Source organism: Enterobacter sp. 198 (genome assembly GCF_009025585.1).
In the GTDB taxonomy this organism is placed as follows: Bacteria; Pseudomonadota; Gammaproteobacteria; order Enterobacterales; family Enterobacteriaceae; genus Enterobacter; species Enterobacter ludwigii.
Window position 1 is genome coordinate 595883 of sequence record NZ_WCIM01000030.1, and the last position, 23418, is coordinate 619300.

Consider the following 23418-nt stretch of genomic DNA (forward strand, 5'->3'; position numbering starts at 1 on the left):
GATGAAAGGCAAACAGGCAATTCTGCGTTATCTCGAAACGAAACGGACCTTCACCGCGAAGGATGTGGCCACAGAGTGCGGCATGACCATTAACTGCATCACGAAGAACGCACTCGATCTGGAGCGGGCTCGCAAGATTGTCCGGGTGAGCAAGGTCTGGCGAACGGTGACTTATCGCCTGGCGACTCCGGAAGAGCAGGACGGCACCGCGCGCAGCTGCACCAACGGGATATTTCAGGAGTGCCGGAACAGTGCGGTGATGAAGCGAATTTTAAGCGTATATGGGGTGAGAGCATGAAACCGAGTTATGAAGAGTTAGAGCAGAAGCTCATCGAGTCAGAGCGCTACGTCCGCCAGACTGATATCACAATCGATAATCTGGAGATGAAGCTGGCGCAGATGGCTGCGGAGAATGCGGGGCTGAAGGCTGGTGCATCATATTTCTCATATGGCTCTGAGCACAACTTCGAATGGCATAAAACTGCTGAAGAAGCTGCAGAGGCCGCTGAGGCTGCAATAGACGACTATCGCGGTGACGCTTGTGATGGGTGGAGTGAAGAGGTCGATAGCATCTGCTGGGGCATCATCATGCAATCATCCACGAAGGTTGGGGAGCGCCAGCGAAACGAAGATGACCGCTGTGACCCTGCGATCGATACGATTTGCGATTATGCCCTTTTGCCCAATATCGAAACCCCGGCAACCTCCGCCTTCCTGGCTGAAGTGCGGGCGCAGGGTGTGGAGCGGTTGGCGAATGCCTGGTACGCCATTGCAAACGAAACAGACCCAGGAATTAGCATCAGCGATTCATCTCGCCTGAAGTATCGTCAAAGAGCAGATGACGCAGCTGATTTTGCGAATGAAATCCGCCAGGAGGCCGCCCAATGAGCAACATCGACAAACGCGCATTACGTGAAGCGGCGGAGAAGGCCAGCACAGATAACCATACCCAGGATGAATGGTTCCACTATCTGCGCTGCTCAACTCCAGAAACCGTGCTGGCGCTGCTGGATGAGATGGAAGCCAAAGACAAACTCAGCGCCGAGCTGATGGAAAAACAGCGCCTGATTGATATCTGCCAGGGGCAAGGACTGGAGCACCGAATTGCAGCAGAGAAACGAGCTGAGGCGGCAGAGAAGAAGACTGTTGAAATGCCAACCTTCGACGGCTATGTGCCACACGTTGCGCGAGAACTTCAAGCGGCATTCCGCATTGCCTGTGATAACGCTGGCATCAACATCGCCGCAGCCGGTAAAGGAGAGGCATCATGAAGCCGGCAAACTTTGCGCCTGTTTACTGTGCTCTTTACCCAGCTCTGGCAGAGATAGCTCGTAAGCATGGTTACGCAATGGCAATTCACGGGACGATGGCGCGTGACTTTGACCTGATTTGCATCCCATGGGTAGAGACTCCATCAAAACCAGAGGAAATAGTGGCAGAAATCACAGCGACGTATGCCACTACGGATATTACCAACCCTGGCTACAAGCATCACGGCCGCCTTGCTTATTCAGTGTGCTTTGGGTTTGGCGAGTTCTTCGCGGACCTGTCTTTCATGCCTACCGAATCAGCTTTCAATGACGGTGTAACTGCTGCCGCGAACTGGGTGGATAAACAGCGAGAGTCATACGACAACGAGCATGGGCGAACTGATAACGATACAGGCACGTTTGAGTTTGGTAATGACGCTCAGCGAGACTACTCAGAAACATTATTCGATATTGCCGAAGGTATCAGAAATTCCGTGAGGGTTAACCCATGAGCACTATTACCAAAGAGCAGGCACAGAAAATCATTGAAGCCGCTGATGAGGTTATTACCGCACTGGCCGGAACAAACGAGGATGTTCATCCCGAGGATAGCAGGAAGATGTGTGACCTTTGGGATGACCTGAACGACAGATACGCACCGCCCGAAGTTGTGCGAGAGCTGGCGCGCATCGCGCTGGCATCGCTCGAAGCGCGGCCTGCAATTCACCGCTGGCGTCGTGTGACTGTTGAGCCGTACGGTCCTTATCCTTGGCATTACAGTAATTTTATCGGCTTCTCAAAACCCGTTGAGGGCATTGAGGACGAGTATTATTACTCCGCCCCGCCAGCGCCGGTATCTATGAAAGACCATCAGATTCGTGACCTGGTAAATGAGTTGCGCGATATCGCCGTCGAGTATTACGGCACACAGCAACTGCGCGAACGCATCGCTAAGACGGTTCGCGCCGCCATGCTTCAGGGTGCCGATGGCAACGCTCCGGTGATTCCGGATGGTTGGGTGGCTTGCAGTGAGCGGATGCCTGAGAAGTTTAAGGCCATCCTTGCATTCAATGAGTATGGAGAAGTTTGGTCTGGTGCGTATGACAGGTACTGGAATTTCTATTGCGACAATCTGTTGGTAGAGCATGTCACCCACTGGATGCCACTGCCAGTAGCGCCTCAACAGGAGGTGAAGTGATGCCTTGGCACTCACCTGAAACTGACGCCATTCTCGAATCCATGCCGAGAAAACAGAAGCGGCAGAAGTTGATCTACAACGTAGCTGAAAACGATGCAGAGTTCTGTATCGGTTGCATTATGGACGGGAAAATCATTCGTCATGGAGCTTACGCAGCATGGATTAACATGCTTCAGCGCTGTTATGGCGAATCATATCGTAGCGCACGTAAGCAATATCTTCAGGTATCACTCGACCCTGCTTGGCATAAGTTTTCTGCTTTCTACGCCTGGTGGAAGCCACGATATAGGACCGGATGGCATCTCGATAAGGACCTTCTTATCCCAGGAAATCAGGTTTATGGGCCATCAACATGCGTCTACATTCCTAAAGAGTTGAATAACTTCACCGTTGGGCGAGACTGTAAACGAGGGGATTTGCCAATAGGGGTAAGCTGGGATAAGCAGCATAGTAAATACATGGCCAGGGCCAATGACAGCAAGGGTAAATATCTATTCCTCGGTCTCTACGATGATCCGATGGAAGCCCATGAAGCTTGGTTTTTCAAGAAGCTTGAGATAGCACTTGAATACAAAGGTCTATGCGACAGCATACACCCCGATCTTTACCGAGGCGTACAGAGAAAGTTGCTGTTTATCCACCGGGAGCAGTTGGCAGCTTAGGCAGTGATTCTTGATAATCATTTTTCAAAAGTGATGCTATAATTAAGTCGCAGTCGGCCTGAACACCCGATTGTGACTTCTGCGCATTTAAGGGGACTTAAATGCGACCACAATCTGAACTCCTCACCTTGTCACAGATGCAGAAATGCACCTGCGATTTTCTGCATTCTGCGGTTTCCGTTAAGGAGGCCGTATGACTCTGCCAGTAGACGGTATCAAACTCCATCGCGGTAACTTCGCGGCCATCGGCCAGCAGATTCAGCCGTTGCTGGATGCCGGGCAATGTTTCCGCCTGCAAGTCAAACCGTGGCGCGAGAAGCGCAGCCTGTCTCAAAACGCACTCTTTCATCTTTGGATGGGAGAAATCAGCGGATACCTCATCAAATCCGGGCGTACCGACGCAACGCCGGAATGGGTTAAGCGCAACCTCAAAAAGACGTACCTCGGATGCGAAGAAGTCACCTATACCGACTTCATTACCGGTGCGAAAGAAACCTCATGGGAGCCTCGACACACCTCCCTCCTCGACACTGGAGAGATGCATATCTTCATGTGCAAGGTCGAAGCCTGGTGCGCCCAGTTCGGCCTGGCGCTGACTATCCCCAGCGGCTGCGAATTCCAGCAGCTGCGCGATAAGCAGGAGGCCTGATGTCTACTCCACTTTCTCGCGTCATCACCAACGAAATCTTCCGCGTTCCGGCGCGCCGCAAGCGTAAGCCCGCGGTTAAGCCGTCCGATATCCCGACCCTGAAAGATTACACCGCCCGCCTGGTGGATCAGAAATGGCTGCGCCTCGCGGCGAGGAGAAAAACAGCATGAGCATGTATCAACGCATTAATGGCGCTGACTGGCGCAATATCTTCGTCGTCGGCGATCTGCATGGGTGCTACACGCTGCTGATGAATGAACTCGAAAAGGTTTCGTTCGACCCTGCGCGTGATTTGCTGATCTCGGTTGGTGACCTTGTTGACCGCGGCGCGGAAAACGTCGAGTGCCTGGAGCTGATTACTATGCCTTGGTTCCGGGCTGTGCGAGGTAACCATGAGCAGATGATGATTGATGGGCTATCGGAGTATGGAAACGTTAACCACTGGCTGGAAAACGGCGGCGTGTGGTTCTTCAGTCTTGATTATGAAAAAGAGGTGCTGGCTAAGGCTCTGGTTCATAAAGCGGCCAGCCTGCCATTCGTCATCGAGCTGGTTACCGCTGAACGTAAAATCGTTATCTGCCACGCTGACTACCCGCATAACGAATATGCGTTCGACAAGCCGGTCCCGAAAGACATGGTCATCTGGAATCGTGAACGGGTTAGCGACGCTCAGGACGGCATTGTCTCGCCGATAGCTGGTGCTGATCTGTTTATCTTCGGCCACACCCCTGCGCGCCAGCCCCTGAAGTATGCCAACCAGATGTACATCGATACTGGTGCCGTGTTCTGCGGAAACCTCACGCTGGTACAGGTTCAAGGTGGTGCCCATGCGTAAACCATCCCGCCGTAAGTGCAAAGTATGCGGTGAATACTTCGTGCCGAAATTCCACGACATCCGGATCCGGTGGTGCAGCCCGGAGCATGGCGCAATCCTCGCGATGGAGGAGCGCGAAAAGGAGAAGGTGAAAGCCGCGGCTAAACGCATTAAGGAACGTAAAGAGAAAGAGCGCACGGAGCGCCGGGATCTGAAAGCAAGAAAAGTGGCGCTAAAAACGAAACCGCAATGGAGAGCTGAGGCGCAGGCGGCTTTCAATCGGTACGTCCGTCTGAGGGATGCTGGTAAGCCGTGCATCAGCTGCGGCAGGCTGCCGGAGCAGAAGTTTGGCGGAACCATGGACTGCGGACACTACCGCACCCGCGGCGCAGCGGCGCACCTCGCTTTCAACCTTAACAATACCGCAGCCCAGTGTGTCTATTGCAACCGGGATCGCGACGGCGCGCAAAAGGCATTTGAACAGGGGCTTATTGAGCGCATCGGTGCAGAAAAAGTCGAGGCGATAAACAACGATAACACTGTCCGCCGGTTCGACATCCAATACCTGCAACGCATCAAATCCATTTTCACCCGCAAAGCCCGCGCGCTGGAAAAACGCCGGGCACGCCGACAGGAGGCCGCATGAACCACGCCGATTTCCTGCGGTACCAGGCCGAAAGCGTTAAGCGCGCCAACCTGCCGCCAGTAGCAAAGCACAGCCAGACCAAAACCAACCAGCCACAGAAGGAAGCCGCATGAACAGTCAGCAACTGGAATACGTACGTCAGCAGCTCATTGTGGCGACCGCAGATCTGAGCGGAGCGACGAAAGGGCAGCTGGTATCTTTCGCCGAGAACGCGCAGTTCACCGCGACGGCGCGCAGCCGGGGACGTAAGAAAATAACTGATCCGGTCACCGGCCGTAAAGTTAATCCGGACGGCCCGGCGATGAGCGGCAGCCAGTCGCGCACGAAGGGGTCATCTATCGCTCTTGTCAGCCCGGTAGAGTTCGGTACCGCATCATGGCGCCGCGCTGTCCTGTCGCTGGAGGATCACCAGAAAGCTTGGCTGCTGTGGAACTACAGCGAAAACGTTAGGTTTGAGCACCAGGTGGCGATCACTCAGTGGGCGTGGGCGGAGTTCCAGGAGCAGCTCGGCGCGAAGAAGGTGGCGGGCAAGACGATGGAGCGCCTGAAGAAGCTAATCTGGCTGGCGGCGCAGGACGTCAAAAGGGAGTTGGCGGGCCGTGAGACTTACGAATATCAGAAGATGGCGGAACTGGTCGGTGTAACGCCAAAGAACTGGTCCGAGACGTTTACGGAGCGCTGGGTGGAGATGAGGCGTATCTTCCAACGCCTGGATAGCGGTGCTTTGTTGCAGGTTACGAGATCACGTTCACAACAAAAGGCGACAAATTTCGACAGAAGTCTTGCAAAACTGGATTGAAACGCATATATTTCATGTAAATCTGATATCGTCGCCATTGCTTCGTAGGTCGACAAAGAATTAAGAGCCTCGCCACCGTGCGGGGCTTTGTTTTTTGTGCTTTATGTAAACCAAGTGGTCTTTAAAAGTTAATAATCTTTTATTACTTATGTAAAATATGGCCTCCAGTGAAAACAGAGAGGCCTCATCATGAAGAACTTCCAGCTTTATGTTGGCGGCACTAACAACATCACCTATCGTTACGAAATCAGAAAGGTGGATGATGCTTTTAGTGTTCGAATATTCAACGTCAAAAACAAGTTGCACAAAGAGGTCGGTTGTAAGTCGCTTCGCTTTGTGTCAGCTCATGATGTTATCGATGAGTGCACATCGCATTACAGGAGGCACGCTGAAGGCCTAAGAGGCTTTTTACGTGGGCTCAAAATGTGGTGAAGGTGCAACTCAACAGACAGGTCGCTTAGGCGGCCTTTTTATTTGCCTATAGCTAAGCGGTAAAGCTCCCAAATCATAATTGGATGATTGCTGGTTCGAATCCAGACGGGCGACCCAAACCCACTACCTGGGACCCTTCGGCCATAGAGCCGACATTGCCTTACCCTCATCTTCCCGGCCTGTCGCCGGGTTTTTTATTCAGGCCGCAGACAATCAATTCCAGATGCCACGTATCTATCGTGTCTGACGGCCTTTCCCCACTACACAAACAGCACCCCGTTTTTCGGAGGTGATATGGCTAAACGTATGCAAGATAAAGAAAGCATTGCCGGAGTGTCATGGCTGATTGTCCTTGCCCTGTCATGCTGGGGCGGCCTGGTCCGATACCTTATTGACGTGAAGCAGAACAAAGCCACCTGGAGCTGGATTAACGCGCTGGCACAAATTGCAGTGTCCGGTTTTACCGGTCTCATTGGTGGGCTGATCAGCGTTGAAAGTGGGCTGAGCCTTTACATGATTCTGGTTACGTCTGGTATCAGCGGAGCGATGGGCTCAGTGGCACTGACGTACTTCTGGGAACGCCTGACGGGGATGAAGAATGCAAACCAGTGAGAAAGGCATTGCCCTGATCAAGCAGTTCGAAGGCTGCAAACTCACCGCGTACCAGGACAGCGTCGGAGTCTGGACGATCGGTTATGGCTGGACTCAGCCCGTCGACGGCAAACCAATCCGCGCCGGGATGACGATTAAGCAGGAAACAGCAGAGCGCCTGCTGAAGACCGGGCTGGTCAGCTATGAAGGCGACGTGTCACGACTGGTTAAAGTCGGCCTGACTCAGGGGCAATTCGATGCTCTGGTTTCTTTCACGTATAACCTCGGCGCCCGGTCACTGTCGACATCAACTCTTCTGCGAAAACTCAACGCCGGTGATTACGCTGGCGCTGCCGATGAGTTCCTGCGCTGGAATAAAGCTGGTGGCAAGGTCCTGAATGGCCTGAGCCGTCGGCGTGAGGCGGAGCGCGCTCTGTTCCTGTCGTGATTAGCGCACTGGTTAAGCGTTACTGGCTGCAACTGATTGTGGTGGCGGTAATCGGCGTGCTGGTGTTTTTCGTGAACCACTACCGCGACAACGCCATCACCTACAAAGATCAGCGCGATAAGGCCACCGAGAATCTCCGCGTGGCTAACGAAACCATCAAAGATATGCAGGTGCGCCAGCGTGATGTCGCTGCGCTGGATGCTAAATATACGAAGGAATTGTCCGATGCGAAAAAGCAGCTTGATGATCTGCAGCATTGTGTTCGCGATGGCAAGTGTGGGCTGCACGTCAACGCCAGATGTCCCGCGAACGGAACGGCCAGCACCGGCGGCATGGTCGATGCTTCCGGCCCCCGACTTACTGACTCCGCTGAACGGGATTATTTCACCCTCAGAGAACGAATCTCCACAGTGACGAAGCAGGTCGGTTATCTGCAGGACTACATCAAAGAACAGTGCCTGAAATGATTTGTGTAACCCCGCAAGGATGGTGATCACATCTTGCTGACGGGTAAGCCGTAAGTGGCTAAGCACTTCTGAGAAGCAGGGCAACCGCTGCGAAAAGGCAAAGAGGTAATCATGTCTGACATCTACCAAATCACCTTAACCACCCAAACAGGCGAAACCTTCACAGGCAAGATGTCACGACGTCAGCCTGAGCTGGTTAACGGTTTTGTGCCGCTGGCGACCGAGACGGGCGAATGGTTGTACTTTATTCCAGCTGATGTTAAACGCATGAAGTTCACGCCAGAGCTGACTGAGCTGCCAGCAGAAGAAACAACGGAGTAACCCATGGCTAACGATGACGAGCGCAGGCCATATCCGCCAGTTAACTTCATCGACTCCGACAGCTGGCAGCCATACACCAGGTTGATCCCCACCAACGAAGTGCATGAGTGGGTAAACCGCCAAATCCTGAGCGATACCGGCAGTATCCATAACCCAGACCATGGGCACCTGTTAGAGGCTGATCTCTGCTTTATGTGGGCGTCTGACTCATTCGCGAAGAAAGGGCGTTTAGTTCTCGGTCAGGCTGAACAGGTAATGCTCCGCGCCGGTGGCTGGCAGAAAGCCAGAATGGAACAGCAGATGCATGAATGGTTCGGGCGCATCCCGAAGTTCGTCATCACGCTGGCGGCCGATTACTGCTCACAATGCAGTGACCTCGAATTCTGCGCACTGGTAGAGCATGAGCTTTACCACATCGCCCAGGCCACCGATGATATCGGCGCTCCGAAGTTCAACAAAGAGACTGGGCAGCCAGTGCTTACACTGCGCGGCCACGACGTCGAAGAATTCACTGGAGTCGTACGTCGTTACGGTGCCAGCAAAGAAGTGCAGGAGCTCGTTGATGCGGCCAATGCGCCAGCAGAAGTGGCTCACATCGATATAGCCAGGTCATGCGGTACATGCATGTTAAAGCTGGCGTAACAATATGACTGATTATGACAGGCAGGTAATCAATGGCGACACTGAAAGGTGAGGTCAAAGCCTTCATCGTTCAGTCCCTTGCCTGCTTCGATACCCCATCCCAGGTGGTGGAGTTGGTCAAAAAAGAATTTGGCCTCAGCATCACTCGTCAGCAGGTCGAATCCCACGACCCGACGAAAGCAAACGGCAGGGGGCTGGCGCAGAAATGGGTTGAGCTATTTCACGAAACCCGTAAGCGCTTCCAGACCGAATTAAGCGACATCCCGATCGCCAACAAAGCCTATCGTCTTCGTGCGCTAGACCGGATGATGACCCGCGCTGAGGGGATGAAAAACATGGCGCTGGCTGCCTCTCTGATGGAGCAGGCCGCCAAAGAGTGTGGGGATGCGTACAGCAACAAACAGAAGGTCGAGCACACCAGCCCGGACGGAACCATGACTCCGCAGCCGACAATCATCCAGCTACTACCTGTTGAGCCGAAAGCATGAGTAACGCCGTTCAACTGCCGATCCCCGCGAAGCTTGCGCCGCTGTTCACTGCCGTGAATAAGCGTTACCGGTGCTCGCATGGTGGACGTGGCAGCGCCAAGACGCGCACATTCGCCCTGATGACTGCCGTAAAGGCGTATCAGTCGATGATGAACGGTGAAAGCGGCGTGGTGCTCTGCGCGCGTGAATTTATGAACTCGCTGGAAGAGTCGAGCATGCAGGAAGTGAAACAGGCGATCCTGTCTGTTCCCTGGCTGGCCGCCAACTTTGATATCGGCGAGAAGTACATCCGCACCATCGACAAGAGCGTTAACTATGTCTTTTGCGGTCTGCGGCACAACCTCGACAGCATCAAGTCGAAGGCGCGCATTCTGCTGTGCTGGGTGGACGAGGCTGAATCAGTCAGCGAAATAGCCTGGCAGAAGCTGAGCCCGACCGTTCGTGAAGAGGGATCAGAGATTTGGGTGACGTGGAACCCGGAGCGCGACGGTAGCGCGACGGATAAGCGTTTCCGCAAAGAAGCCGGCGACGACTGCATAACCGTTGAGATGAATTACACGGATAACCCGTGGTTCCCTGACGTGCTGGAAGGTGAGAGACAGAACGATCAGCGCCGCCTCGACCCGGCAACTTATGCCTGGGTGTGGGAAGGGGCATATCTCGAAAACTCCGATAAGCAGGTGCTGGCCGGTAAATACCGGATTGCTGAGTTCTCGGATAACCTCTGGAAAGAAGCTGAGCGTTTGTTCTTCGGTGCAGACTTCGGTTTCGCCAAAGACCCTAACACGCTGGTGCGCTCGTTCATCCTGCACAACCGGCTGTACATCGAATACGAGGCATACGGGCAGCAGACAGAGCTCGACCATATGCCCGAGCTATACGACACGATTCCAGGCGCGCGGGACTGGCCCATCAAGGCCGACTCGGCACGACCTGAGACAATCAGCTATCTCAAGCGGCAGGGCTTCAACATCTCAGCCGCTAAGAAGTGGCAGGGAAGCGTTGAGGACGGGATTGCCCACCTTCGAGGCTTCGACGAAATCATTATCCATCCACGCTGCAAGAACGTAGCGCGAGAGGCCCGCATGTGGTCGTACAAGACGGACCGCATAACCGGCGAGGTATTGCCGAAACTGGCTGACGGCTTTGAGCACTGCTGGGATGGGATTCGATACAGCCTCGACGGTCACATTAAGCGCAAAGGCCAAGTGGCCGGGATGATGATTCCAAAAAGGTTGCGTTAAATATTAAAGATTCACCAAGAATTGACGTTATTTATTAATGATGTACTTACAAGGAGATAGTTATGCAGCATCATTTTAAAAACGTTATTTTCCAGCGCATCTCGAAGGGCTCAACGGTTGGCAATCAAGTCAAACTAAGCGATGTTCTTGCTAATGGAAAGACTGAGTCAGCTCTGTTAGAGGCTCTTCAGAAGCAATTTAAGGGCGATACGATAAAGCTGAAAAGCTACCAATAAGTTCAGGCCACTTCGGTGGCCTTTTTTATTGCCATAAATCCACCAACGGACAATCCATGAATGACAAATTAACTCTCGCCGTCAACCATGCGTTGAACGATGCGCGGATGGCGCGCGCCCGTATGGGGCTGATAGCGCCAACAATGGGCCTGGACAATAAGCGCCATTCCGCATGGTGTGAGTATGGCTTCCCTGAGCAGGTAACCTACGAAAATCTCTACGCCCTGTACCGCCGCGGCGGTATCGCTCACGGCGCAGTTGAGAAGTTGGTTGGCAAGTGTTGGCAGACCAACCCAGAGATTATCGAGGGTGACGATGCCGACGAGAGCAAGGATGAAACTGACTGGGAGAAGAAAACCAAAAAGGTTTTTACTAAGCGACTCTGGCGCGCTTTTGCCGAAGCAGATCGTCGCCGCTTGGTTGGACGTTATGCCGGAATCCTGCTGCACATCAATGACTCCAGAAAGTGGGACCAGCCAGTTGTTCGAGGGAAGTCACTCAAAAAGTTAACGATCGCATGGGCTGGTTCTCTGACTGTAAGCCAGTGGGTAACTGACGAGAACTCGGCAGACTACGGGCAGCCAAAGCAATGGAAATACGTTGAGAGTCTGCCAAACGGTGGTACAAATCAGCGGTTCGTTCATCCCGATCGCGTCTTCATCCTTGGTGACTATTCTAACGATGCCATTGGCTTCCTTGAGCCGGGTTATAACGCCTGCGTCAGCCTTGAGAAGGTTGAGGGTGGTTCAGGTGAGGCATTCCTGAAGAACGCCGCTAATAAGCAGAGCATTAATTTCGACAAAGACGTTGATTTCAACAACCTTGCTTCTTTGTACGGCGTATCTGTTGATGAGCTTCAAGAGCGATATAACGATGCGGCCAGAGAGTTAAACATCGGTAATGACGTTCTTCTGATTACTCAGGGTGCCCAGGTAACGTCGATGGTGTCTGCAGTTTCAGATCCTGACCCAACCTATAACGTCAACCTGCAAACCTTTGCCGCTTCTGTCGATGAGCCGGTGAAAATTCTGGTGGGGATGCAAACTGGCGAAAGGGCTAGCACTGAAGATCAGAAGTATATGAATGCTCGCTGCCAGTCACGCCGCGGTGACCTGTCATTCGAAATTGAAGACTTCAGTGACAAGCTAATCGACCTGAAAATCATTGATGCTGTCAGCGAGAAGACGGTTATCTGGGATGACCTCAACGAACAGACTGGAACTGAGAAGCTCGCCAATGCAAAAACCATGGCTGAGATTAACCAGGCGTTCCAGGGGAGCGGAGAGAATCCAGCCTTCAGTCGTGAAGAAATTCGCACAGCTGCCGGCTATGAAAACGTTGATGAATTCCCGTTAGGAGAAGAGGATGGCGAAGAAGACGAAGCCACCAATTCTACCGCGTAACTATCAGGATCCGACCGGAGTCGATGCGCTGGAGCGCCGGGCGATGAAAGACTTCGCCAGGCGGATGAATAAGATTGGCAAGGCGTACAAATCAGCACTCGACAAAATACCTTCCTCCCTCGCAGTAAACGCCCGATACGAATACCAGTTAAACCCAACGTTACTCTCCATCATCCTGAACGATGCCAGCTACCTGGTAGATCAGGTCCTGCTTGAGGGTGGCGATTACGACCTGTGGTTTTACGAGTACATCGATCTGGCTTCGGAGAAAGGTACCGGGCAGTCGTTCTATAACCTCAGCCAGCAGTCCCCGGTGTATGCCGCCGGACGCGAATCACTGGCGTCTATCCTCGCAAGCGACCCGTACCAGCAACGTATGGCGCTGGTGCATGCCCGCGTGTTTGAGGAAATGAAGTGGCTGAGTGCTGACGTTAAGCGCGACATGGCGCGAGTGCTGACCGATGGCGTGGGGCGCGGGCTTAACCCGCTGGATATTGCCCGCAACCTGACAGACCAGACGGGAATCGAGAAACGGCGGGCGAACAGGATAGCGCGCACCGAAGTTACTACTGCTCTGCGCCGGGCTAAGTGGGATGAAGACCAGGAGGCAAACGACCTTTACGGCCTGAAAACGCTTCTGGTTCACATCTCGGCTTTGTCACAGACAACCCGCCATACCCATGCAGTGCGCCACGCTCACCTCTACACAAATGAAGAGGTCCGTGACTGGTACAGCAAAGATGGCAACTCCATCAACTGCAAATGCAGCCAGCAGTCGGTGCTGGTGGATGCGGACGGTAAACCGGAATACCCGGACACCATCACGAAACTCAAACAGGAATACAAAACGATGCAGGCGCGCGGTTACGCCTGGGCGGGGAAATAACTATGCCTATGCAGGTCAACATCACCACGAAAGTGAACAGCCAGTCTATTCGACGAGAAACATACAACGGGCGTGAGCATCTGGTGTTGCCGAGTTACACACTCCCGGCGAATGTCGTCATGAATGGCGGGCTCTACACGCAAGAACAAATTGACGCCCACTATAAGGGGCTCGAAGGCACCCTGGCGCCGCTGGGTCATCCACAGGTTAACGGCCAGTTTGTGTCTGCTTTCTCTCCGGAGGGCATCAATGCAGGCCATATCGGCGCGTGGAACCGCAACGTTAAGAAGTCCGGTAATCGCATCTACCTCGAAAAGTGGGTTGATGTGGCCCGCGCTGGCGAGTCGGAAGGCGGCAAAGAACTGCTTGAGCGTGTCGCTGCTATTGAGCGTGGTGAAGACGTTCCACCGATTCATACCAGTGTGGCCGCATTCCTCGACCAACTTGAACCCAACGAACAGCAGCGCGCCACAGGTGCTGAGTGGGTAGCTGATATCCACGGCATGGACCACGACGCGATCCTGCTGCACGAAGTTGGGGCCGCAACTCCTGAGCAGGGCGTTGGCCTGATGGTTAACGCCGATCTGGCGCAGCCGCTTAAGGCGAACTCCGGCGCGCTGGTTGGTGAATCCTACCGGGAGCGCGAGCAGCGTCTCGATCGCGCAGCCAAGGCGAAGTTTGCGCCGGGAACTGATGAATATGCCTGGGTTGCTGACTTCACTGACTCGCAGGTGGTGGTCGTGCGAAATGGCGGCGATGCGCAGGTTTATGGTTATTCAGCTGATGGTGGAAAGATAACGATCGACGATACCGGCACCATAGTAGCGCGCCAGGAATCTTGGGTGGCAGTTGTCGCCAACAAATTCAAATCTCTATTCACACCGCAGGAACAGCCTGCACCAAACCACAAAACGGAGGGCGACATGCCTTTAACAAAAGAAGAACTGGACCAAATCGGCAGCATGATCGGCCAGGCTGTTGCGACCAACACGGAAGCGGCTATTAAGCCTCTCGCGGAAAAGGTTGATGCGCTGCAGGCCAATCAGAAACAACTCGCTGAAACCCTGACCGCCAACTCCCGCGCTGAAGAGAAGGCAAAGCGTGAAGCAGTTGCGAAGGTCCATGGCGATATCGTGGCTAACGCGCTGTCTGGCGAGCCTCTGGACGCTATGTTTAAGTCCCTGGGCGAAGCTGCTCCGTTGGGCAATAACAATGCACAACAGCACAAAGAAACCGGCGCACCTGCCGCAGATGAACACTTCAAGTAAGGAGCCGGAATAATGCCACGTTATCGTCGTGTTAATATTGACGGTCAGTCTCTGTACAAGACCGAAACTCGCACCACGGCCGCCGCACTTCTTCCTGGTACTGCGGCAACTATCAACTCATCCGATAAATTCGCCCAGGCTACTGCGCTGACCGGCCGCCTGTACATCATTGATGTCGGCTACCACCAGGGCCTGACAATCACCGAAGCAATCCCTGCAGGCGATTCAGTTGTCGGCAACTACGTCGAAGAAGGCCGTGAGCTGGCGTTACGTTGCTTGCCTGGTGCTTACAAGAAGGACAGCCCGATCAAGCTGGGGACGGCTGGTCAGTTCACTCTTGCCACTTCCGATACTGATTCAGTGATCGGCTACAGCCAGGATGAATACACCATCGCGGCCAGCACCACCGACTTCATTCGCGTGCGCATGCGCGTTGGCACTGTCGCCGCAGCTGGCGCGTAACAAAAGGACAAACACATATGTACTTCTCTAAAGAGACGCTGGCGACTAACTCCCGCCTCGGCGGGCACTGGAGCGAACTGTGGGCAAACCGCAACATGTGGAACCTGCAGAACGACTCCATCATTGCGGCTAACCGCGCAATCATGACGCCTGACATGCTGGCCTGTAACGCAGTTGGCGGTTTCTCCCGTGACTTCTGGGCTGAGATTGACAACCAGGTGCTGCAGCTGCGGGATCAGGAAGTTGGCATGGAAATCGTGAACGATCTGATCGGCGTTCAGACGGTGCTGCCGGTAGGTAAAACCGCCAAGCTGTATAACGTGGTAGGCGATATCGCTGGCGACGTGTTAGTAAGCATCGATGGCCAGGCGCCATTCTCCTTCGACCACACTGAATATGCCAGCGACGGGGATCCGATTCCGGTATTCACTGCCGGTTACGGGGTGAACTGGCGTCATGCTGCTGGAATGAACTCGGTGGGCATTGACCTGGTGCTGGACTCGCAGATGGCGAAGATGCGCAAGTTCAACCAGAAGCGCGTTAACTACTACCTGAACGGCGACTCAAAAATTCAGGTTCAGTCCTACCCGGCTCAGGGCATCAAGAACCACCGCAACACCAAGAAGATTAACCTCGGGTCCGGTGCTGGTGGCGCGAATATCGACCTGACCACCGCTGACATGACCGCGATCTTTGCGTTCTTCGGTAAAGGCGCATTCGGCACCACCGCGCGCACTAACAAAGTCGCCGCATACGATGTGATGTGGGTCTCTCCAGAAATCTGGGCAAACCTGGCTCAGCCGTACGTGGTGAACGGAGTCGTTAGCGGTACAGTACTGCAGGCTGTGCTGCCGTTCGCGCCGGTGAAAGAAATCCGCATGAGCTTCGCGCTGACCGGTAACGAGTTTATCGCGTACGTTCGTCGTCGTGACGTGATCTCTCCACTGGTTGGTATGGCTGTCGGTGTTGTTCCGTTGCCGCGTCCACTGCCTAACGTTAACTACAACTTCCAAATTATGTCTGCTGAAGGTCTGCAAATCACCGCAGACGATCAGGGCCTGTCTGGCGTTGTCTACGGCGCTAACCTGGCGTAAGGAAACAGCATGGCTAAATACGAAGTTGTGCGCCCGTGGTTCGGCGTGAAGGTAGGGCAGGTGGTGGAGTTGAAAGAACTGCACCCGGCGCTGAAGCCTAACGTCCGTCTCATGAATGGTGAGGCAGGCGGAGAACTTACCCCGTCGACACCTGGTGCCGGTACCGGTGAGAAATCTCGCAAAGAGGTTATCCAGGCTCGTCTGACTGAACTGGGCATCGAGTTCAAAGGCAACCTGGGCGCTGAAAAGCTCAGTGAGCTGTTGCCGGATGGCGAGCTCGAAAAGCTTTTCCCTGCTGAATAACAGCCGCCGCTCAAGCGGTTTTTTTATGCCCCGCTCCGGCGGGGTATTTCACGGAGTCGATAATGGTAACTCTCGAACAGGCGAAGGAGTATCTGGAGAGCCAGGGAATTACCATTCCCGATTTTGTTCTTCAGGCTCTAGTCGACCAGGCCAACAGCATTCAGGAGTGTCTCGATGCGCATTATCCGGCATCGACAGCGCTGCTGATTCAGCTCTATCTGCTCGCGCTTATGGGGCTCGGGCAGGGGGATAAGTACATCTCCAGCCAGACGGCTCCGAGTGGTGCATCGCGCTCGTTCCGATACCAGTCGTTCACCGATCGCTGGAAAGCATCAGTGAACCTGTTGCGGGGGCTGGACAAATACGGCTGCGCCACCTCGCTGATTCCTGCCGACCCAACCGCCGCCCCGGCATTCGCTGGTATCTGGATCGGTAAAGGCGGCTGCATGTGTAATGGGAGTAAATAACATGTTGGAAGCAAGACAAATTGCTGAGCTGCTGAACCAGTTATTCGCGATAGACCCTGCGGCGGCGGCAGACTTGGTCAACCACCGGGTGGTATGTAACGACGCATTTCTCGGAAGCGACATTCCCTTTGTCTGCTCGCAGTCACGAGATGGCGTCATCACGATGGGGATGGTCGGGTTCGTTAATGCCATGGCCAAACCAGGAACTGGTTACGCAGCAGCCGTGTATGACGATGATGGGCAACTTACCGGCTTCACAGTGGTAGGTGTATTGTCATGACATACAAATCAGTTAAGCACGGCCTGCCGCGCGCATTCACCCGCGTCTGGGTGATGACCGACACCGGGCGGGAGACTACCGGCTACGTAAAATCGGACGGCGAGTGGCATATCAACTGTGATCGCATCCGGGCGACTGGCGCGAAGGTGCTGCGCTGGAAGGAGGGCTGATGTCATCGGTAGCAAACTGGAGTTACACCGCCACGGCGACCATCTGGCGAAAATTGGAAGGTAATGACGAATACGGCGATCCGATGGGCTATGCCGAGCCTGAGCAAATCCTCTGTGATTACGAGGGCGGGCTCAGCAAGAAGTTAGCCAGCCTGGGCGCTGAAATCGTCGTGAAAAACACCATCTGGACGGAGTTCTCTCTGGCGGCCGCGGGTGATTACCTGCTGATTGGCGTATCGACCGAAGCGGACCCGGTTGTCGCCGGTGCCGACGAGGTGCGGCAGGTTATCCGTTACGCCGACACGTTCGAGCGCCTGGCGGATGATTACGCCATACTGACGGGAGTGTAGCAATGGGTATCAAAGTGCGTGGCGCTGCACGTGTTGAGCGCAATATTGACCGAATTCTGAATGATATTCAGGGTAGAAAAGTCATTCGCGCACTCCAGTCGGCGATGATTCTTGGGGCGGCAAGAGCGGCCCTCTACACGCCTATCGATACCTCAGCACTTATAAACAGCCAATTTCGCGAAATCGTAACTGATGGGGCGGTAATCACCGGCAGGGTGGGTTATTCAACCAACTATGCCGTTTATGTTCATGATCCGGCTAACCCGCAGAGATTCCGTCGTTCAACGGCTAAAAAAGAATTCCTCACACTTGGATTTGAAGAGGAGCGCTCTGCAATCGATGATGTTGTGCGTAAGGAGCTTTCGTTATGACACCCATGATGCATGAGCGGGTGCGCAACATGTTCGGCGATGCCGGGCTAACTGCCGGATTCACGGTGCAGCAGCTGATGTACGACGACCCTGGCGACCTGTCGAAAGCGATCATGGTGTTCAGGCCAAATGGTGGTTCGAACATCCGCACCGATCTTGGCTCTGAGTATCATGTTCTGGTCGATGTCGTGGGCGCAAAAGATAAGCGCAAAGACGCACTCAATGCCGTGCAGCGCATCGTAGATTACGTCCAGGCCAACCCCATGGCTGACGAGTGTGTCGGATACATCCAGAACATGGGCGCAATTCCCGCGCCGGTGCTCACAGAAGAAGGGCGAATAGTCTTCCGATTGCAATTTGAATGCACGTTTGGCGACTAGCCATTCCCAACCAAATAACCCGCTCAGGCGGGTTTTCTTTTATACGTCAAAGAGGAGTTTCACATGGCTAATTGCCAGAACTCGAACGAGCGCCTGTTCGGCGGTGCGGTCGTGCTGGAAGTCGCCGATGGCTGCCCGGACGTCAAACCACTCGAAGCAGAGTGGATGGCGCTTGCCGCTGGTACGTCGAAGGGCTTCGACTTCAACCCGAACTCGGTTACCTCTGATGCGGATGACGGCGGCGGCTATGTCGAGACCATCATCACCAACAGTGACTTTACCCTGAGCTTTGAGGGAGAAGTGCGCAAGAAGGATAAGCTGGATCAGTACGGTGTCGGCAAGTTCATCAAGTATTTCGCCGATGAGCTGAAGGCCAAGCGCCAGCCTGGTATCTGGGTGCGCATGGACTACGGACCGGTTGAATTTATCGGCTACATGAACATCACTGCGCTGAGCTCTGATGGTGGAACCAACGATATCGTCACGTTCTCAACTGAGTTCAAAGTCGGTGATGCGAGCACCATCGAAGTTAATGAAGTGACTGCTGTTGAGGTTACCGGCGTAACGGTAACCCCGACAACCAGCACCGGCACGGCAGGCGGTACCAGCACTTTCACAGTGAATATCGCACCAACTGGCGCAACCAACAAAGACTTCACTGTGGCTTCTACCGATGCGACTAAAGCAACGGCCACCGCCTCCGGCAACACCGTTACCGTGACGCGCGTAGCCACCGGCAGCGCGCAGATCATCATCAACACTGTAGACGGCAATTTTGTGGCCGTGCATACGGTTACCGTTTCCTAACGGACATTCCAAAGGGCGGCGTGCTGCCCTTGATAATGACCGCTAAACGGAATTTACCATGATCCCATTAAAAGAAATTGGCGAATTCCTGATCGCCGCTGGTGATAAGGAATATTTTTTCCGACCATCGTTTATCAACATAACTCGAATAGGCGAGCCAGAAGATATCGTGCGCGCTTTTTATGACCTTCATCATGATGAGATATCAGTTCTTCTCATGTCGGCTATCGATGCTTATGGCGCCGTTCCTGAATGGCTTGTTCAGCACATAAGAACTACCAGTTATGGAAGAAAGGCAATAATGGCTGCAATGACGGTGCTTTCATCCTGTTGCGACACAGATGTAACACCACTGATCGGTGAGCTATGTATAGCCAAAACCAAAGGAAAGTCATTCAAGCTGCGGCGTGGAGCAATGGACGAGTTTGATATGATTGTGATCGCCCAATCACTCATAACACACGGCATTATCGGAAAAGCCAGGGTAAGAAAACTCCAGCGCCATGAGAATACCGGTACCACGACAGAATTTAATGCATTTGAGTATATCAGCGCAGCCAGAAATCATTTCAGCATGAGCCGCAATGAGGCGGAACAGCTTACCATGACGGAGTTTCAATATTTAATTGCCGCCAAATACCCTGACCAAAAAGGGTTTACCAGGGAAGAATATGACTCAATATCAGAGGATTATTTAGCCAAAAAAGCAAGAAGAGTGTCGATGGCTCAGCAGGCGGCATGAGCTGTTCATTACAGTAACCTCGCTCAGGCGGGGTTTTTTATTGCCCGGAGATTAGATTATGGCTGGTACTGTCAGCGCTGGAACGATTGTTTATGAAGTTGACATGGACACCGCCGGGATCCTTCAGGGACGCCGGGATATTGATGCCGCGTTGAATGGTCTTAACGGTAGCATGGGTCGTCTTGAGGCTGGGTTAAACCGCACTGAGCGATCCCTGTCTTCGATTGAAGGCGCTATGTCCAGCTTAACTGGCGTCGCGAAAGCGCTCATTGCCGCTCTTTCTGTACAGCAGGTCGGCGCATACGCCCAGGCATGGCAGGACCTGAGTAATAAACTGGCAAACGCCGTCAGGGATTCCGTACCTCCTTTTGAGACCTTGGCTGATGTCACCGAGCGTGTTTTTGATATCTCTCAAAAGACTCGTTCAGGTCTCGATGCCACGGCCACTCTCTATGCACGTCTCGAGCGATCAACACGGAGTTATGGTGTCAGTGTTGAGGACATTACCAGGCTGACAACCATTATTAACCAGGGTTTCGTGGTCTCAGGGGCAACAGCCGAGGAGGCAAGTAACGCAATCATTCAGCTTGCTCAGGGGCTGGCGTCCGGAGCTTTAAGAGGTGATGAATTTAACTCTGTGAACGAGCAGGGTAACCGGCTCATGATTGCTCTTGCTGACTCTATGAATGTCAGCATTGGGGCGCTCAGAAACATGGCTGCAGAGGGCAAGTTAACCACTGATGTGATCGTGAATGGCTTGCTCTCTCAGGGCGATAAAATTGGACAGGAGTTCGCTAAAACTACTGCCACGATCAGCCAGTCTCTTGAAATTGCCAACAACAACATCACGAAGTTCTTTGGCGAGAATGCCACTGTAAAAACTGGTGTCAAAATATTCAGTGATTCAGTTATTTCACTCAGTGAAAACCTGGACGTTCTCAGCGCTACTCTGACCATTGTTGCTGGCGTTATGGGCGCGCGATATGTCGGTGCGTTGACCATGGCTACCTCAGCGAAAATCGCTGATATCGCAGCATCCCGTCAGCAGGTTGTCGCAGACAATCAGACGGCACAGGCTGCTCTGGTAGCCGCTAATTCTGTTCAGCGTAAGGCTCTTGCTGATAAAGAGGCTGCTCTTTCTTCTCTCGCGCTGGCCCAGGCTGAATATAACGTGGCAAAAGGTAGCGCTGCAGAGATGCTGGCAATGGATGCCCTTGTAGCCGCAAAAACCAGGGCTACTACCGCATCTATAGCTCTTGCCGAGGCTGAAACTGCCCAGGCTGCTGCGTCGGCCCGTGCAGCGACAGCTGCTCGTGCAGCGTCCATTGGTATCGGAATGGCTCGTGGTGCGCTTGCTCTTATAGGTGGTCCAGCGGGGGCGGCTATGCTTGCTGCCGGCGCGATCTTCTATTTCTGGCAGAAAGCTCAGCAGGCAAAAGAGGAGGCTATCGCCTTCGCCGATGGTCTGGATAAGCTCAACGCCGCCATGAATGCAATGTCGAACACGCAGCTGCGTGGGGCTATTGCAGATGCCAATAATTCTATTCGAGCTCAGAAAGAGGCTGTTGCGGATCTGCAAAGTGAAGTTGACTCGCTGAGAGACAGATACCAGAACTTTACCCCGGCTGCCCAGAAGGTTGCTGAATCTATGGGGCAAGGTACAGACTTCGCTCGCCAACAGGCGGAAGTGTCTGATGAGCTGGCTCGCAAGACGCGAGACCTTGAGGCCGCTAAAGATAAATTATCCAGAACAGAAGAAACCGCGTCAGAGGCGACTCGCACGCTCACGAACAACATGCTCACGGCGATGGGAGTTCATGATCAACTCATCGAAAAATCCTGGTCTCTTGAGCAGGTTCAGGGTGCGGTAGCGAAAGCCTTTGGGGAGACGGCTGATGAAATAAACCGAGCCAATCAGGCCGGAAAAAGCTTCGACCCCAAAGCGCTGCAGATATCTCCCGCGACCAAGGAGGGCGATAAAGTTATCGCTACTCTGGAAGAGCAGAATGAATTACTTAAAATTCAGGACGAGAGAGAGCGGGCGATAGCCAAAGCCAGGATGCAGGCTGCCAAGGTCACTGACAATCAGAATCAAATCTCTGCAGCTGGCAGGCTGGCTGCTGAAAATTATGATTTAGAGAAGTCAGAAGAAGCCAGGAAAAAAGCTCAACAAGAGAGTGAGCAGCAGGGGAAAAAATCAGCGTCTTCCGCTGAATCTGTTGCTCAGAAACTGGCAAACCTGAAGCAGCAATCGGAGCTTGCCGCTGACTCAACGAATAAGCTGAGCCGTGAGCAGGCCATCCTGAATGCGCAGCAGTCCCTTGGTAAAGGAGCTACGAAAGAGCAGATCGCACTGGCCGGACAGTATGCGGCAAAAAAATGGGATACGGCCAACGCTATCAAGGCAGAGGCTGCAGCTCAGAAGCTTCTTCCTGAGTCACGTGAGAACGCCACTTACAAGCAGGATGTTGAGGATCTGAATACTGCACTGGCGGCGAAAAAAATCAGCCAAGAGCAGTACAACGCTACGTCAGAACAACTTGAGCAGCAACATCAGGTTAATCTGGCGAAGATAAGGGCGCAGAAAATTGCAAATGTCACGCCCGTACAGGATGCGCAAGGAGGAATTGACCCAGTTCAGCAACTTGCCAATCAGCATGCAACCGAATTAGCCATGATTCAGCAATTCGAGTCTGATAAAGGAAAGCTAACACAGCGTGGGATAGAGCTTGCTAATGCAGCTAATACTCAATACGAACATCAACGGATAGCAGCGCAATGGGAAATATGGAAAAACCAAAATTCTGCGAATGAGTTATTGGCAGCCGGATTTGACTCTTTAGCTGGCAACGCTTCCAACGCTTTCACGGGGATCCTAACCGGAAGCATGTCAGCTCAGGAGGCAATGCAGTCTCTCGCAAGCAACGCGCTGAATAGCCTCATCAATGGCTTTGTGCAGATGGGTGTAGAGTGGGTTAAATCAGCGATCACTGGCAGTACTGCCCAAATCGCTGCCACCACGGCCACGACCTCGGCAGCTGTCGCCGGCACAGCAACGACTACCGCGGCGAGCGTTTCCTCTGCGGCGGCCACAACCGCAGCCTGGACGCCCGCTGCAATCGTCGCCTCCATTGGATCGTTCGGTGGCGCCGCAGCGATTGGTATCGGTGCAGTAATTGCCGCCATGGCGATGGCTGGTGGTATCGCAGGTAAGCGTAAAAACGGTGGTTCCATCCAAGCTGGAGGAATGTATCAAGTAGGCGAGGGCGATAAGCCAGAAATCTTCCGCGCTAATAATGGCAGTCAATACATGGTGTCTGGCGATAATGGCACCATGCTCAGCAATAAGGAAATTACTTCAGGGGGGTCTGGTGGAGTGGTAGTCAATATCAACAACTACACGTCGTCAAACGTAGATGCGCAGGCAACGCCAGACGGAAATGGAGGTTGGACGGTGGATGCATTCGTCTATGACCTCGATAACGGTGGCCCTGCCAGTCAGGCCATACAGCGAAATCACCAGGCACCACGTAAGGCAAGGAGCTAAA

General features: G+C 53.5%; 35 protein-coding genes and 1 tRNA gene. All 36 read left to right on the forward strand.

The features are described 5' to 3' along the window. The first annotated feature begins 1 nt into the window (after position 1). A complete protein-coding gene (locus F8561_RS21035; protein WP_151887886.1) occupies positions 2 to 298 on the forward strand; it encodes a protein ren in 297 nt (98 codons plus the stop codon). Further along, on the forward strand, positions 295 to 888 hold the full coding sequence (locus tag F8561_RS24465) for a hypothetical protein (RefSeq protein ID WP_226778094.1): 594 nt from the start codon (positions 295 to 297) through the stop codon (positions 886 to 888). The genes F8561_RS21035 and F8561_RS24465 overlap by 4 nt, the downstream gene beginning before the upstream one ends. Continuing rightward, on the forward strand, positions 885 to 1271 hold the full coding sequence (locus F8561_RS21045; protein WP_151887887.1) for an ead/Ea22-like family protein: 387 nt from the start codon (positions 885 to 887) through the stop codon (positions 1269 to 1271). Before F8561_RS24465 ends, F8561_RS21045 begins: the two co-directional genes overlap by 4 nt. Further along, positions 1268 to 1762, forward strand: coding sequence for a hypothetical protein (locus F8561_RS21050; RefSeq protein WP_052684119.1), 495 nt, complete (start codon positions 1268 to 1270; stop codon positions 1760 to 1762). Before F8561_RS21045 ends, F8561_RS21050 begins: the two co-directional genes overlap by 4 nt. Beyond that, positions 1759 to 2448 (forward strand): DUF551 domain-containing protein, encoded by a 690-nt coding sequence (locus F8561_RS21055; protein ID WP_151887888.1) that lies wholly within the window; start codon positions 1759 to 1761, stop codon positions 2446 to 2448. Before F8561_RS21050 ends, F8561_RS21055 begins: the two co-directional genes overlap by 4 nt. Continuing rightward, positions 2445 to 3110 carry a hypothetical protein gene (locus F8561_RS21060; RefSeq protein WP_151887889.1) on the forward strand — a complete coding sequence of 222 codons (666 nt, stop codon included), beginning with the start codon at positions 2445 to 2447 and terminating at the stop codon, positions 3108 to 3110. The genes F8561_RS21055 and F8561_RS21060 overlap by 4 nt, the downstream gene beginning before the upstream one ends. 193 nt (positions 3111 to 3303) lie before the next feature. After that, the gene (locus tag F8561_RS21065; protein WP_151887890.1) at positions 3304 to 3759 is read left to right on the forward strand and encodes a YbcN family protein; all 456 of its coding nucleotides are present in this window, start codon (positions 3304 to 3306) and stop codon (positions 3757 to 3759) included. Next, positions 3759 to 3929, forward strand: a complete 171-nt coding sequence (locus F8561_RS21070; protein ID WP_151887891.1) for a NinE family protein — start codon at positions 3759 to 3761, stop codon at positions 3927 to 3929. The genes F8561_RS21065 and F8561_RS21070 overlap by 1 nt, the downstream gene beginning before the upstream one ends. Further along, on the forward strand, positions 3926 to 4594 hold the full coding sequence (locus tag F8561_RS21075) for a serine/threonine protein phosphatase (protein ID WP_115168491.1): 669 nt from the start codon (positions 3926 to 3928) through the stop codon (positions 4592 to 4594). Before F8561_RS21070 ends, F8561_RS21075 begins: the two co-directional genes overlap by 4 nt. Continuing rightward, entirely contained in the window at positions 4587 to 5219 is a 633-nt protein-coding gene (locus tag F8561_RS21080; protein WP_115168492.1) for a recombination protein NinG, read from the forward strand. Before F8561_RS21075 ends, F8561_RS21080 begins: the two co-directional genes overlap by 8 nt. Then, entirely contained in the window at positions 5216 to 5332 is a 117-nt protein-coding gene (locus tag F8561_RS24470) for a hypothetical protein (protein WP_015705894.1), read from the forward strand. Before F8561_RS21080 ends, F8561_RS24470 begins: the two co-directional genes overlap by 4 nt. Further along, positions 5329 to 6018, forward strand: coding sequence for a bacteriophage antitermination protein Q (locus F8561_RS21090; protein ID WP_151887892.1), 690 nt, complete (start codon positions 5329 to 5331; stop codon positions 6016 to 6018). Before F8561_RS24470 ends, F8561_RS21090 begins: the two co-directional genes overlap by 4 nt. Positions 6019 to 6492: 474 nt before the next feature. Then, positions 6493 to 6567 (forward strand) — tRNA-Ile (locus F8561_RS21100). A gap of 189 nt (positions 6568 to 6756) precedes the next feature. After that, a complete protein-coding gene (locus F8561_RS21105; protein ID WP_122008274.1) occupies positions 6757 to 7062 on the forward strand; it encodes a phage holin family protein in 306 nt (101 codons plus the stop codon). Beyond that, entirely contained in the window at positions 7049 to 7489 is a 441-nt protein-coding gene (locus tag F8561_RS21110; protein ID WP_151887893.1) for a lysozyme, read from the forward strand. The genes F8561_RS21105 and F8561_RS21110 overlap by 14 nt, the downstream gene beginning before the upstream one ends. Further along, entirely contained in the window at positions 7486 to 7956 is a 471-nt protein-coding gene (locus F8561_RS24525; RefSeq protein ID WP_151887894.1) for a lysis protein, read from the forward strand. The genes F8561_RS21110 and F8561_RS24525 overlap by 4 nt, the downstream gene beginning before the upstream one ends. A 111-nt stretch (positions 7957 to 8067) precedes the next feature. Further along, complete coding sequence (locus tag F8561_RS21120; protein WP_151887895.1) at positions 8068 to 8277, forward strand: hypothetical protein; 210 nt, start codon at positions 8068 to 8070, stop codon at positions 8275 to 8277. A gap of 3 nt (positions 8278 to 8280) precedes the next feature. Continuing rightward, complete coding sequence (locus tag F8561_RS21125; protein WP_151887896.1) at positions 8281 to 8919, forward strand: putative metallopeptidase; 639 nt, start codon at positions 8281 to 8283, stop codon at positions 8917 to 8919. Positions 8920 to 8951: 32 nt separating this feature from the next. Further along, a complete protein-coding gene (locus F8561_RS21130) occupies positions 8952 to 9407 on the forward strand; it encodes a DUF2280 domain-containing protein (RefSeq protein ID WP_151887897.1) in 456 nt (151 codons plus the stop codon). Then, positions 9404 to 10651, forward strand: a complete 1248-nt coding sequence (locus tag F8561_RS21135) for a PBSX family phage terminase large subunit (RefSeq protein WP_151887898.1) — start codon at positions 9404 to 9406, stop codon at positions 10649 to 10651. Before F8561_RS21130 ends, F8561_RS21135 begins: the two co-directional genes overlap by 4 nt. A 62-nt stretch (positions 10652 to 10713) precedes the next feature. Continuing rightward, positions 10714 to 10887, forward strand: coding sequence for a hypothetical protein (locus tag F8561_RS24255; RefSeq protein WP_192938270.1), 174 nt, complete (start codon positions 10714 to 10716; stop codon positions 10885 to 10887). 56 nt (positions 10888 to 10943) lie between these two features. Further along, complete coding sequence (locus F8561_RS21140; RefSeq protein ID WP_151887899.1) at positions 10944 to 12290, forward strand: anti-CBASS protein Acb1 family protein; 1347 nt, start codon at positions 10944 to 10946, stop codon at positions 12288 to 12290. Beyond that, positions 12253 to 13176: a phage minor head protein gene (locus F8561_RS21145; protein ID WP_151887900.1), complete on the forward strand. Its 924-nt coding sequence runs from the start codon at positions 12253 to 12255 to the stop codon at positions 13174 to 13176. The genes F8561_RS21140 and F8561_RS21145 overlap by 38 nt, the downstream gene beginning before the upstream one ends. Positions 13177 to 13178: 2 nt before the next feature. Beyond that, the gene (locus F8561_RS21150; protein WP_151887901.1) at positions 13179 to 14444 is read left to right on the forward strand and encodes a hypothetical protein; all 1266 of its coding nucleotides are present in this window, start codon (positions 13179 to 13181) and stop codon (positions 14442 to 14444) included. Positions 14445 to 14456: 12 nt separating this feature from the next. Continuing rightward, the gene (locus F8561_RS21155; RefSeq protein WP_151887902.1) at positions 14457 to 14906 is read left to right on the forward strand and encodes a hypothetical protein; all 450 of its coding nucleotides are present in this window, start codon (positions 14457 to 14459) and stop codon (positions 14904 to 14906) included. A gap of 17 nt (positions 14907 to 14923) precedes the next feature. Further along, on the forward strand, positions 14924 to 16000 hold the full coding sequence (locus F8561_RS21160; protein WP_151887903.1) for a major capsid protein: 1077 nt from the start codon (positions 14924 to 14926) through the stop codon (positions 15998 to 16000). Positions 16001 to 16009: 9 nt separating this feature from the next. Next, a complete protein-coding gene (locus tag F8561_RS21165) occupies positions 16010 to 16303 on the forward strand; it encodes a hypothetical protein (RefSeq protein WP_151887904.1) in 294 nt (97 codons plus the stop codon). Between the two features lie 62 nt (positions 16304 to 16365). Then, positions 16366 to 16770: a hypothetical protein gene (locus F8561_RS21170; protein WP_063159655.1), complete on the forward strand. Its 405-nt coding sequence runs from the start codon at positions 16366 to 16368 to the stop codon at positions 16768 to 16770. 1 nt (position 16771) lies between these two features. Further along, entirely contained in the window at positions 16772 to 17050 is a 279-nt protein-coding gene (locus F8561_RS21175) for a hypothetical protein (RefSeq protein WP_063159656.1), read from the forward strand. After that, positions 17047 to 17220, forward strand: coding sequence for a 50S ribosomal protein L13 (locus F8561_RS21180; protein WP_151887905.1), 174 nt, complete (start codon positions 17047 to 17049; stop codon positions 17218 to 17220). Before F8561_RS21175 ends, F8561_RS21180 begins: the two co-directional genes overlap by 4 nt. Further along, entirely contained in the window at positions 17220 to 17570 is a 351-nt protein-coding gene (locus F8561_RS21185; RefSeq protein WP_151887906.1) for a hypothetical protein, read from the forward strand. The genes F8561_RS21180 and F8561_RS21185 overlap by 1 nt, the downstream gene beginning before the upstream one ends. A 2-nt stretch (positions 17571 to 17572) precedes the next feature. Then, positions 17573 to 17941 (forward strand): HK97 gp10 family phage protein, encoded by a 369-nt coding sequence (locus F8561_RS21190; protein WP_151887907.1) that lies wholly within the window; start codon positions 17573 to 17575, stop codon positions 17939 to 17941. Next, complete coding sequence (locus tag F8561_RS21195; RefSeq protein ID WP_063963674.1) at positions 17938 to 18321, forward strand: hypothetical protein; 384 nt, start codon at positions 17938 to 17940, stop codon at positions 18319 to 18321. Before F8561_RS21190 ends, F8561_RS21195 begins: the two co-directional genes overlap by 4 nt. 63 nt (positions 18322 to 18384) lie before the next feature. Next, positions 18385 to 19128 (forward strand): phage tail tube protein, encoded by a 744-nt coding sequence (locus tag F8561_RS21200; protein WP_063963675.1) that lies wholly within the window; start codon positions 18385 to 18387, stop codon positions 19126 to 19128. A gap of 58 nt (positions 19129 to 19186) precedes the next feature. Further along, positions 19187 to 19870 carry a DUF6246 family protein gene (locus F8561_RS21205; RefSeq protein WP_063963676.1) on the forward strand — a complete coding sequence of 228 codons (684 nt, stop codon included), beginning with the start codon at positions 19187 to 19189 and terminating at the stop codon, positions 19868 to 19870. Between the two features lie 58 nt (positions 19871 to 19928). Then, on the forward strand, positions 19929 to 23417 hold the full coding sequence (locus tag F8561_RS21210; RefSeq protein ID WP_151887908.1) for a tape measure protein: 3489 nt from the start codon (positions 19929 to 19931) through the stop codon (positions 23415 to 23417). Position 23418: the final 1 nt, after the last annotated feature.